Raw genomic sequence first — 12089 nt, 5'->3', positions numbered from 1 at the left:
CGCACTCTCTCTCGCGCCAAGCAGGCCGCGCGGCGGCGCGCACGACTCATTTTCGCCGCTTCCGCCGCAGGTGACGCCAGCCCTTGAACAGGCTGCGCTTGCTTAGCGGTTCAAATATGGCGTCACTGCCTTCGGGATCAAGTATCTGATTGTCGGCGAGCCATTCCGCAACACCGTTGATGTCGGGTATCTTGAAGGGGACAAGGGTTCGCCCCGTCGTCTCACGGCAGAGGCCTTCAATGGTTCTGATGAGCGAGCCGCTCTCCTCAAGGCGCGCGGCCACCCTCTCCTCATCCGCCGCCAGATGCTCCGCGATCAGGCCGTTGCGAAGCGCCGCGATGCGGCTTTCGATCCCCGCATTTCCAGGCGCATCGGCCGCAACAACGACATCGCATTCGCTATCAAGGCGCAGCGAGCGGTTGTTGAAATTCGACGATCCGACGCGAAGATAATGATCGTCGACAACCATCACCTTGGCATGGACGTAAATCGCCGCGCCGTTCGCGGTGACCGGGCAATAGACCCGGAGCCGGTCATGTTCATCAATGCGCCGCAGCGCCTCGATCAGGCGCGCACGGGCCGAATCCATGGCGAGCGGTTCCAGCCAGCCCTCCGTTGAGACCGGATTGACGATGACAATTTCGGGCCCGTCCGCCTCAACCAGCCGCCGGGCGATCGCATGGGCGATGCGGCGGGAGGCGAAATACTGGCTTTCCGCATAGATCCAGCGCTTCGCCCGGGAGATAAGATCGATATACATCTCCTCGATCTCATAGACCGGCGCAATATCGGCCATTTCCGGGCGGGTTCGCGCGATGGCGAGACAGACATTCTCGAACGCCGGGACAAGATCATCAGGCCAGCAGTCATGCTCGCGCCCGGCTGGCGTCAGCTTTTCGCCCGTCGCGATCGTCCAGCGCTTGCGGGCAAGATCGCCCATCGCCCGCGCCGCCGCGCCGTCGAAGGCGCTGGTCGCATCATGCCAGGGCTCATACGGCTTTCCGTTCGGGTTGCGGCGGCCCGGATCGTCATCGAGATGCTCGCGGCGGTCCCATCGCCCTGCCGTCATGTCGATGCCGCCGCAAAAGGCGATGCAATCGTCGATCACGACGATTTTCTGGTGATGCGACGCGGCAAGCGGATGGGCGCCATCCAGCTTGAGGGTAATGCGCTTGTGCCATTTCCAGCGGAGGATGGTGAAAAGAGTGGTGCCGCGGAACAGCGCCTTGATGGCGCCCGTATCCCAGCGCAGCAATCGGATCTCAAGGTTTGGCGAGCGGTCGGCGAGCCAGAGAATGAAATCGCCGAGTTTCTCCGGCCCCTCGCCTGCGTCATCACCGAAACGGATGCGGGAATCGAAATCCCATCCGATCAGATAGATGCTGTGCCGCGCCTTCAGCATGGCCTTGCGCGCCACGACGAAATAATCAGCCGCATCGACAATGAACGCAAAGCGCTCCGCCGTCTCCGCCCGCCAGTGGTTTACCTTGCGCTCCAAAAGTGCCGATGTCATGAACGGCTCCGCTTCATTTTGCTGTCAATGCAGCAGCTTTCCTGCCGACTGATCCGACGGTGCCAGGACGGGGAACGGGCATCTCCGCCTTATGACGGCCGCCGCCCGCAGCGTGAGGCGATTTTCGCACAGATGCCGGATGCGGGCAAACGCTCTGTGTGGTGCCAAGGCGCCGGGCGCGCCCTCAGGCTCCGTCCGCCTCCGGCTCGACCGTGAGATCGATGCCTCTGTCGCGGAACACCTCCTGCAGTACGGCGGCGGCGTTCAGGGCTTTCGGCATTCCGGCATAAATCATGGTGATATAGACAACCTCGACCAGCTCTTCGGGCTTGACGCCGACATTGAGCGCGCCCGCGAAATGAATTTTAAGCTGCGGCGCGAGCATGCCTTGCGCGGCAAGCGCGGTCACCGTCATGAGCTGGCGCATGCAGGGCGTGATGACGTTCCGCGAGAGTACTTCACCATAGGCAAAATCGACAACGCCGGAGGTCAGCGCCGGGAATTCCTTGAGGCGTCTCAGGATGCCCGTTCCGTCAGAATCTGTGAGGGCACCAAGCGTTTTCAGGCCTTTTTTCCGGCGTTCTTCCATTTTATTTTTCTCCCTTATTCGCAACAGAAACAATCGACATGCCGGTGCGCGGGCGACCAGAAATTCGCCGCAGCGCGAGACGGCTGAAAGCCCCGCTCGCTGGTCCTTTCACGCATAAGAAGGCCTCAGCGATCACCGCCTGTCAACCGGGAATTCGCGCCGGTTTCCGCGACATTCTGGTGCGGAAACTTGCACAAATTTCAACCGGAATTTACTAAAAAATGGCGCAAAAGGTTGACCTTGCGAAAAATGTGGCGATATAATGGCGTAGAACGAACAGGGAATACATCCCTCACCTGACGCAACGTGTCAGGTCATTTTCGCCCGACGCGCTGCGTCGCAAAACAGCCGAGGAGAACACGCTATAATGAAAGTCGTGCCATTTTGGCATGGTTTTTATTTGTTCTATACACGGGATTTATGAAGCCAAAAATACACGGAAAAGATTTATATAAAGTATTTGGGGACGATGTCACAACTGCCCTTGATCTTCTGAAAGCAAGGCAGAGCAAAGATGAAATATTTGCCGCCACCGGACAGACGGTCGGCGTTCGCAACGTCTCCTTCCAGGTTGCCGAAGGTGAGATATTTGTCGTTATGGGGCTTTCGGGCTCCGGCAAGTCCACTCTGGTCCGCATGATCAACGGTCTGATCACCCCAAGCGCCGGGGAAATTCTCATAGATGACATCAATGTCGCCAGCTGCTCGGCCGAAGAGCTTCGCAGCGTCAGGCGTGACAAGGTCGCTATGGTGTTTCAGCATTTCGCCCTGTTCCCCCATAAAACGGTGGCCGAGAATGTTGCGTTCGGACTGAAAATCAAAGGGATGAAACCACCGGAACGGCGCGCGCGCGCCCAGGCCGCCCTTGAGCAGGTCGGACTCGGCGCGCGCGGTGACAGCTACCCGGACGAACTGTCCGGCGGCATGCAGCAACGGGTCGGTCTTGCGCGCGGCCTTGCATCGGAGCCGGAAATTCTGCTGATGGATGAGCCTTTCAGCGCCCTAGACCCGCTGATCCGCAGCGACATGCAGCAGGAACTGCTCGAACTTCAGCGCACCCTCAAGAAGACCATCGTCTTCATCACCCACGACCTCAACGAGGCAATGGCGCTCGGCAACACCATCGCCATCATGCATGACGGCGAAATCGCCCAGATCGGCACGGCCGAGGAAATCGTCGGCTCCCCCGCCGATGATTACGTTGCCGCCTTCACGCGCGATATCGACCGCTCCCAGGTCTTTGCCGCCGCCTCCATCGCCCGCCCGGCCGACCCCGTTGACCTTGCCACCGACGATGTCACCTGCGCCATGACGCGCATGGAGGAAATGGACGTCAACGCCGTCCATGTCGTCGATGACGGAAAACTGACCGGCATCATCAGCTACCAGGCGGCGAACGCCGCCCACCGCGACGGGCTAGAACTGAAAGATGCGCTCGAGGAAGAGTTCCCGGCCGCGACGCCGGAGTGCATGTTGAACGATCTTTATCCGCTTGCCGAAAGCGGCCTTCCCATTGCGCTGATGGACGAGAAGGGCAAGCTCACCGGCATTGTCCGCCCGCAGGACGTCTTTCACCAGCTGACCGCAACAGAGGAGAAGGAATAAGCCATGAGCCCCTCTGATTTTGTCTCACTGCCCTTCGATGACTGGGTCAATATGTTTGTCCGCGATTGGCTGGTGCCGAATTTCCGGACTGTATTCCGCTCCATGCAATGGCCGGTCACGCAGGTCCTGCACGCCCTGACCGCCTTCCTGAACGCAACGCCGATGCTGGTATTCACAGCGGTCCTCTCGCTCATTTCATGGCGGACCGCAGGGCGGGGCGTCGCTATCTTCACGCTGATCGCGCTCTGTTTCATTGACGTGATCGGACTTTGGCCGCAAACCATGACAACGCTTGCCATGGTAGTGACAGCGGTCTTTTTCTGCGTCGTGATCGGGATCCCGCTTGGCGTCCTGACCGCGCGGAGCGATATTTTCCGCGCCGTGATGCGTCCCGTCCTCGACGTCATGCAGACAATTCCGTCATTCGTCTATCTGGTGCCGATCGTGATGCTTTTCGGCGTCGGCGTCGTGCCGGGGATCTTCGCGACCATCATCTTCGCGCTCCCGCCGATCATCCGATTGACCGATCTCGGCATCCGCAATGTCCGCGAAGACCTCACCGAGGCGGCCACCGCATTCGGGGCGACACCCTGGCAGATGCTGATCGAGGTGCAGTTTCCGCTGGCGCTTCGCACGATCATGGCCGGCCTTAACCAGACGCTGATGCTCGCGCTTTCCATGGTGGTTATCGCCGCGATGATTGGCGCCGGCGGCCTTGGGCTTGTCGTATTCACCGGCCTTGGGCGGCTCGACGTCGGCAACGCGACCGCGGGCGGCGTCGGCATCGTTCTGCTGGCCATCATTCTCGACCGCATAAGCCAGTCGCTTGGCGAGGCCCGCGCGGTGCGAAGCCCGTCGCTTCTCGCAACGCTGCGGTCACTGTTCTCGCTGCGGCCATCGAGGCCGGCGGCGAAAGTTGAAAAGGCGGGCTGATCCCGCCGCACCGCGTCCTGCGCGGTTCCCATGTCCCCGTTACAACAAGAAACGGGACGCAAGAAGAAGACAAGGAGACTATCTATGAAGACTTCATCCATTTCGCGCCTTCTGGCTGTTGCGCTATCGGCAAGCGTTTCGCTCGCCGCACCGGCAGCATTCGCCAATGACGCGCCGGGAGACGGTGTCACCGTCAAAATGGCGCAGGCGACCTGGGATACCGGCTGGTTCCCCGCCGCGATCTATAAGGCGATGCTGGAAAAGCTCGGCTATAACGTGGAGGGGCCGACCACGCTCGACAACCCGCCCTTCTATCAGGCGGTCGCGCAGGGTGATCTCGATTTCTGGGTCAACGGCTGGTTCCCGACGCATAATTCCTATGAAAGCACCTATTCGCAGGGAGCCGAGCTGGTTGGTTACGTTGCTAAGGGCGGCGCCCTTGAAGGCTATCTCGTCGACAAGGCATCCGTTGAGAAATTCAATATCAAGTCACTTGAGGACTTCAAGCGCGACGAGGTGAAGGAAGCCTTTGATCGCGACGGCGATGGCAAGGCTGACCTCGTCGCCTGCCCGCCGGGCTGGGGCTGCGAGATCAATATCGCGCATCATCTCGACGTCTATGGCCTGAACGATCATATCAACCCGATCAAGGCGAGCTACACGGCCTCGATGGCTGATGCAGTGGCGGCCTACGGCGAGGGCAAATCGATCCTTTTCTACACCTGGACGCCGAACTGGACGGTAAATGCGCTTAAGCCCGGCAAAGATGTGATGTGGATCGAGGTGCCGGAAGTCAACCTGCCGGAAGTCTCGAAAGATCTTGAGGAATTCGCCGTGCTGGAAGGCGTTGAGGGCTGCGTCAACGACCCCTGCATGCTCGGCTTCCCGGCCAATGACATCCGCCCTGTCGTGAACAGCGCGTTCCTGGAGAAAAATCCGGCGATCCGCAAACTGCTTGAGGTTGCCTCCATTCCGATTGCCGATATTTTTGCCCAGAACGCAAAGATGAATGACGGCGAAGGCGATCCGGAAGACGTCACCCGTCATGCTGCCGAGTGGATCGAGGCCAATGCCGATCTCGTGAACGGCTGGCGGGGTGAGGCGCGCGCGGCGGCCAACTGATCCAACCGGTCAGAATGCATGCGGCGGTGCGGCAACGCGCCGCCGTTTTTGTTGCCCGCCCGATACCCGGATAGAGACGATAACGGCTTGTCGCCGCCCGCTCCCCGCGTTAGCGTTGCGTGAAATAACAAAAGGCATCGAGATCATATGATGAACAAAAGGCCATTGGGGAATACGGGCATCAATGTCTCGCCGCTCATTCTCGGCGGCAATGTTTTCGGCTGGACCGCGGATCGGACACGCTCGTTCGAGCTGCTCGACCGGTTCCTTGACGCGGGCTTTGAAGCTATTGACACTGCCGATATCTATTCGACCTGGGCGCCCGGCAACCGGGGCGGCGAGTCCGAGCGCATTATCGGCGAGTGGATGGCGTCACGGCGCAGTCGCGAGCGGGTCATTGTCATTACGAAGGTTGGCATGGAACTGGCCCCCGATGAGAAAGGGCTATCGGCAGCGTGGATCACGAAGGCCGTGGAGGGGTCCCTGCGCCGCCTTCAAACCGACCGGATCGATGTCTATTTCTCGCACATCTTCGATGATAACGTGCCAGTCGAGGAGACGCTCGGGGCCTATGAACGCCTGATTGCCGCAGGGAAAGTGCACGCGATAGGCGCGTCCAACCACTCGCCTGACCAACTGAAACATGCCCTTGACGTTGCCCGGCGGACAGGCCTCCCTCGCTATAGCGTTCTGCAACCCCTCTACAATCTTTATGACCGGGCCGCATTTGAAGAGGGCTTGCGCGATCTTGCGCGTAGCGAAGGGCTCGGGGTCATTCCCTATTTCGGTATTGCACGGGGATTTCTGAGCGGTAAATACCGAACGGCGGGTGATTTATCCAAGAGCCCGCGCGGCGGCGGCATTGCCACTTACATGAATGCCCGCGGCATGGCCATTCTCAAAGCCCTCGATGAGGTGGCGGCGGCGCACGGCGCAAGACCGGCCGAGGTTGCACTGGCCTGGCTGATGGCGCGCGAAGGCGTCACTGCCCCGATCGCAAGCGCAACCCGTCTCGATCAGCTCGAAAGCCTGATGTCCGCGACCCGCCTTTCACTCTCCGAGGCAGAGATCAACGATCTAGATCAGGCAAGCAGCTATTAGTGAAAGTCGTCGTGAAAGGGACTACAGGAGACAGGAGGGCGGATAGAGAAGACGGCGCCGCCTTCTCTATCCGGGCTGTCGTCAGACATCGTTCGGAAGGACAGTCAACACCCTGGCAACGAAGTCGTGATATTCCTGCATATAGGTGCGGAGGAAATCCCGGGTCGATTCCACCGTGACGTCATCGTCATCGTTGATCATGCCGGGCTTGAACTGGATATAGGCTTCCGGCGCATTCATCTGCGGCGCGTTACAGAAGCTGAGAACGCTGCGGAGATTCTGCTGCGCAACCGCGGTCCCGATGGCGCCGGGCGATGCACCGATCACTGCGGTCGGCTTGCGGGAGAAGGCGTTCGTCCCGTAGGGACGGCTCGCCCAGTCGATAGCATTTTTAAGCCCGCCCGGGATCGAACGGTTATATTCCGGCGTCACAAACAGGATCCCGTCCGAGGATTTGATCGCCTCCTTGAAGTCGCGCGCCACCTGTGGGAAGTCATCATCGTAGTCGTAACTATAGAGCGGCAGATCCTTGAAGGAAATTTCCTTGAACTCCAGCGTGGACGGCGCAAGCTTGATCAGCGCCTGCGCGAGCTTTCGATTGATCGACCCCTTCGCGAGGCTGCCGATCAGATAGCCGATTTTATACGTCCTCATTGTATGCCCTTCCGTTATACATCAAAAGAATAGCGCTCTGCCGGGGCCGCAAGACGCCGGCAGAGCTGTTGATAAGGCAGGTCAGCCCTCGCCCATGCCTTCGGCGGGTTTATCACCCGCGCCTGCGCGAACCTTCTGTTCGATCCGCTTGCCGATTTCGGCGTCGATCGATTTCCAGTAGTCGAACGCCCGCTCGAGGACCGGCGAGCGGACACCGCCAAGCAGACTGCCCGCGACCTGATCAACGAGCGACTGACGCTCGGCATCATTGAAGACCTCGCGGACAAGGATGCCGGGCTGCGTGAAGTCGTCATCCTCGGGGCGCAAGCTGTAGGCGCTCCGCACCATCTCGCCGTCGGCCTCCCAGCCGTCCGCAACCGGCCCGGTTTCATCGGCCCAGGCGCGCCCGCCGCTGTTGGTCGCATAGACCGGCGCGCTGCCGCTATGGTCATAGGTCATCTGGCCGTCGAACATATAGGTGTTGACCGGCACCTTCGGCTTGTTGACGGGCAGCTGATGGAAATTGGTGCCGATCCGGTTACGCTGCGCATCATTATAGGCAAAGGCGCGGCCGAGCAGCATCTTGTCGGGCGAGAGGCCGATGCCGGGCACCGTGTTGCCGGGCGAGAAGGCCGCCTGTTCAATTTCGGCAAAGAAATTTTCCGGATTACGATTGAGGGTCATTGTGCCGACCCGGATCAGCGGATAATCCTTATGCGACCAAGTTTTCGTGAGATCAAAGGGATTGATACGGTAGGTTTTCGCCTCCGCATAAGGCATGATCTGGACCGACATATCCCAGACCGGAAAATCGCCCTTGCTGATCGCCTCAAAGAGATCGCGGCGATGATAATCGGCGTCCGATCCAGCCATTGCCGAAGCTTCCTCATTGGTGAAAAACTGCATGCCCTGCCGGGTGTGGAAATGATATTTCACCCAGAATTTGTCGCCCGTCTTATTGACCCACATATAGGTGTGCGAGCCGTAGCCATTCATATGCCGCCAGGTGCGCGGCAGGCCTCGGACGCCCATCAGATAGGTGACCTGATGCGCGGTTTCAGGGTTGTTGGTCCAGAAATCCCACTGCATGTGATTGTCGCGAAGGCCGGAATCGGGGAGCCGCTTCTGGCTCCGGATGAAGTGCGGAAACTTCATCGGATCGCGCACAAAGAAAATCGGCGTGTTATTGCCGACGAGATCGTAATTCCCCTCATCGGTATAGAATTTGAGCGAGAAGCCGCGCACGTCGCGCCAGGTGTCGGGGCTGCCTGCCTCACCGGCAACGGTCGAGAAGCGCGCCAGCATATCCGTCCTGACCCCCTTCTGAAAGAGCGCGGCCATGGTATAGGCCGAGACATCTTCCGTCGTTTCGAAAACGCCGAATGCGCCGGAGCCCTTGGCGTGCGGCTGACGTTCCGGCACTTTCTCGCGATTGAAATGCGCCATCTGCTCAAGAAAATGAACGTCATGAAGCAAAATCGGGCCGTCCGGGCCGATCGTCAGGGAATTTCGGTCGCTTGGTGCAGGCGCGCCCGTGCTCATTGTTGAGCCCTTCGATTTATTTGGCAAAACCCTCTCCTTATATCAGACTAATTGATTGAGTGACCGCAACAATACGCGAATGCAAGCGTATTACTTAAACATAGCGTAGCCCTTCCCCAAATCAATCGTCTGCCAGGCGTCGGCGGCACGAAAGAGGCGGAAGAACTCCAGCGGCGAGAAGGCCCAAATAGAGTATCGCATGCGCCATCGCCCATTCTTCGCTCGAACGCTGTCGAAGTCAGGAAGCCGCTTGAGATACGCCTGCAAGTAGCGTTCGTTGCATAGGACTCGCGGCGTACTCCTCGGCCATCGAACTTAGAACGAGTCTCTCGTCGCCGAGCGCCCTGTGCAGAGAAAACTCTACAAATTAATAAAAAATTCATCCTAATATCCGACAATACCGGCTTCACTTTGAATAATAAAATCCGGAGTCCGTATCAATGCAGATCAGCCTTCTGCACCGTGTCAACATCCTTCGCGCCGCCGTTATCGCCAGCCTGTTATCGCTTGGCGGATGTTTCACTCCAATTGTGACGAGCAGCGGTTCATTTGGTGACTTCAGCCGCCTTGATCCGCAAAGCCAACGCCAGCAGGTCAAGACCAGCGAAAATCCGGATAAATTGTTCGAAGCGCTGGTTTACGGCCTGGTCTCGGACCGGACCGATCTTGTAGCGGAAGCGCTGAACAGCGGAGCGGATCCGAACCGCGGTTTGAGTTGGGAGTTGATCCGGCAAACCGAATTGATTGAATATGAAAAAGAGACCCGGGCACCGGTTACGGACAAGGTCTGGGAAGATGGGGGGCCGCTGACCGCATATTCCTTTCTGCTCGGCGGATGGTGTAACGAGACCGAAAAGACCACGGGACGTTGCGTCCTGAAAGGGCCCTGGTCAGTCTATGACGTGCCCTCAACGCTGTTTCCGGTGTTCGCCCTCGTCCGCAGCCCCGAAGCCGTTGATCTCATGCTCCGCCATGGGGCGAAGACGGATCAGGAGCTTCTGGATGGCACCTTTCACGCGGCGGCCCGCTTCGGCGAAGTGGCGCTCATGCAGCGGCTTGTGGAAATGGGTGCCCGGCCGGATGCCATGGGCGTTGACGGGATGTTTCCCTTGCACCGCGCCGCGCAATTCGGACATGCGGAAGCAATTGCCTGGCTGCTGGATCAGGGGATAGACCCGAATACCGGCAGCGCCGCAGTTGAGCCCGTTGCCGCCCCGGCAGGCGGTCGCCTGTATCGCGGTCCTGGTATCGGTCAGGCAGGCGTGACGCCGCTGCATATCGTCGCGGCCAACGGGGTACGGGACATGAAATACGACCAAAAAGACCTGCAACCGCTGATCGGTGGTGTGGTACCGGGTGCCCCGGGGGCGCAGGCCGGTCTTCAGGCGGGCGATATGATCCGGGCCATTAACGGCCAGCCCATCAATTCTTTCAAGGATTTTGTCGACATTGTCCGCGCCTCTCCCGGGGTTCCGCTGTCTGTTCGGATCGAGCGGCAGGGGCAGCTCTATGACACCCGTCTCACACCGTCCGGCCCCGTGGGCGGCGCAGGCCGTGGCGCCTCCGGCGCAGTCGGGGCTTCCTCAGGAGCTATCGCCATCGGTCAGCAGACAATTGGCAAGGCATGGGTGACCGGCGAGCTATGGCGTCCGGACTGGCGCACTTATTATACCTACAACGAAGGATACCGGGAATCGCTGGAGCTTCTGATCGCGGCCGGGGCCTATATGGATGCCCGGGCAAACTGGCGCGTGATGCCGAGCTGGTGGAACGCCACCGGCAATCTCGCTGCTTTTGACCAGACGCCCCTGCATGTCGCTTATGATAAGGCTTCTTTCGATATTGTCGAAGGTCTGATTGACAATGGCGCGGATGAAGACGCGCGCCTCGCGACAGGAGAAACGCCAAAACAAACCTCAGGCAAAGAAAACCTGGCGGTTCAGACGGAGGTCTGGCGTTATGAGCAAGAGCAGCGCATGGCCCAGGTCCGGCAACGGCAGCAGGATAATGCATCAGATAACAGTTTCGCCAAGATGATTGCCCTCGGCGGGGCGGCCGCTATAACGGCCTATGGCGCCGGTCAGGGCATGGGCGCCGAATCCCTCACCATGGGTGCCGGCATGGCGGCAGATATTCTAAGTGATGGCAAGGCAGGCGGCATTGATACCGCGCGCGACGCCTTGCAAAATCACGCCGCAACGCAGCGCCAGATGGCATCGCCCTTAACGCCCGTCATGCCGCCCGCGTCATCGCCTGTTTCCTCGGCGTCCCCGCCCGCATCATCCGGGCCCGCCGCGACCGCCACCACGCCCCTTTCCCTGCCCGGGCAGGTGGCAGGAGCCTGTGAAAACACATTATCCATCGGTTCAGTGCAGCATTCCTTCCTGCAGCTTTCCCTGCCAAGCGGCAGCCGGATTGCCGTGCAGGCCTCCGTCCATCCCGCACAAGGCGGGCGGGCCGTGCGGCTTGAAAGTGTGGGGAGCGTCGGCAATGCCAGCCGGGTTGTCGCGCAAATCCTCATTCCAGGCAACGCTTCCGCGCCGGCAAACCTGACTGTCATGGACGACAATACAGTCCCCGGCCTTGAAAATGGCGCCGTTGGGACATTGGATGTGTATCGCGGCCGGGAATATGCCAACTTCCGCAGCAATTTCGATTATGGCCGGAACCGCACCATGGGGTCCGTCCAACTGCTGGAGACGGGCACACAATTGCGCGGCACTTTCAGCTTCGAGGCGGTTGAGGATGGGTATCCCCGGCGCGGCAATCAGTATCGGGCGGATATTGCGGGCAGCTTCTGCGTCTCCTGATGCGGATGATGATCGAGACGGACGATAAGCCCTGCGCCCTCTCGATCCCACCCATCCCGCAGCCTATACGGGCGCTCCACCAAATCCTCCTGACCCGCTGGCACGGGCTTCTGCGGACCAGATTGGCCGGTTGATGAGTTATCCCTATATGCTTCCAGGCCACAGAAAACGGCTTAGCGTTTTATTGCTAAGCCGTTGATATTATTGGTTGCGGGGAGAG

9 protein-coding genes are annotated in these 12089 nt (G+C 59.6%); 5 read left to right on the top strand and 4 right to left on the bottom strand.

The features are described from left to right. Nucleotides 1–46: 46 nt before the first annotated feature. Nucleotides 47–1513 carry a phospholipase D-like domain-containing protein gene (locus tag V7Z56_RS12330; RefSeq protein ID WP_334129804.1) on the bottom strand — a complete coding sequence of 489 codons (1467 nt, stop codon included), beginning with the start codon at nucleotides 1511–1513 and terminating at the stop codon, nucleotides 47–49. Nucleotides 1514–1697: 184 nt separating this feature from the next. Next, nucleotides 1698–2102: a carboxymuconolactone decarboxylase family protein gene (locus V7Z56_RS12325; RefSeq protein ID WP_334129803.1), complete on the bottom strand. Its 405-nt coding sequence runs from the start codon at nucleotides 2100–2102 to the stop codon at nucleotides 1698–1700. A gap of 420 nt (nucleotides 2103–2522) precedes the next feature. Here V7Z56_RS12325 and V7Z56_RS12320 point away from each other — a divergent pair, with 420 nt between their 5' ends. The 4 genes from V7Z56_RS12320 to V7Z56_RS12305 all read left to right on the top strand — a co-directional run bounded on the left by V7Z56_RS12320 (nucleotide 2523) and on the right by V7Z56_RS12305 (nucleotide 6863). Next, nucleotides 2523–3707 (top strand): quaternary amine ABC transporter ATP-binding protein, encoded by a 1185-nt coding sequence (locus V7Z56_RS12320; RefSeq protein ID WP_334129802.1) that lies wholly within the window; start codon nucleotides 2523–2525, stop codon nucleotides 3705–3707. 3 nt (nucleotides 3708–3710) lie between these two features. Next, on the top strand, nucleotides 3711–4640 hold the full coding sequence (locus V7Z56_RS12315; RefSeq protein WP_334129801.1) for an ABC transporter permease: 930 nt from the start codon (nucleotides 3711–3713) through the stop codon (nucleotides 4638–4640). A gap of 84 nt (nucleotides 4641–4724) precedes the next feature. Continuing rightward, nucleotides 4725–5762: a glycine betaine/L-proline ABC transporter substrate-binding protein ProX gene (gene proX, locus V7Z56_RS12310; protein ID WP_334129800.1), complete on the top strand. Its 1038-nt coding sequence runs from the start codon at nucleotides 4725–4727 to the stop codon at nucleotides 5760–5762. A gap of 150 nt (nucleotides 5763–5912) precedes the next feature. Then, complete coding sequence (locus V7Z56_RS12305; protein ID WP_443023807.1) at nucleotides 5913–6863, top strand: aldo/keto reductase; 951 nt, start codon at nucleotides 5913–5915, stop codon at nucleotides 6861–6863. A gap of 81 nt (nucleotides 6864–6944) precedes the next feature. Here V7Z56_RS12305 and V7Z56_RS12300 read toward each other — a convergent pair whose 3' ends face one another. Then, entirely contained in the window at nucleotides 6945–7517 is a 573-nt protein-coding gene (locus V7Z56_RS12300) for an NADPH-dependent FMN reductase (protein ID WP_334129798.1), read from the bottom strand. 81 nt (nucleotides 7518–7598) lie between these two features. Further along, nucleotides 7599–9059 (bottom strand): catalase, encoded by a 1461-nt coding sequence (locus V7Z56_RS12295; protein ID WP_443023806.1) that lies wholly within the window; start codon nucleotides 9057–9059, stop codon nucleotides 7599–7601. Between the two features lie 440 nt (nucleotides 9060–9499). Between V7Z56_RS12295 and V7Z56_RS12290 the strand changes: the two genes are divergently transcribed. Continuing rightward, nucleotides 9500–11869 carry an ankyrin repeat domain-containing protein gene (locus tag V7Z56_RS12290; protein ID WP_334129796.1) on the top strand — a complete coding sequence of 790 codons (2370 nt, stop codon included), beginning with the start codon at nucleotides 9500–9502 and terminating at the stop codon, nucleotides 11867–11869. Nucleotides 11870–12089: the final 220 nt, after the last annotated feature.

The organism is Sneathiella sp. (genome assembly GCF_036844445.1).
Classification (GTDB): Bacteria; Pseudomonadota; Alphaproteobacteria; order Sneathiellales; family Sneathiellaceae; genus Sneathiella.
Note: the sequence above shows the minus strand (reverse complement) of the source record. Positions and strands in the feature narration are given on the sequence as shown.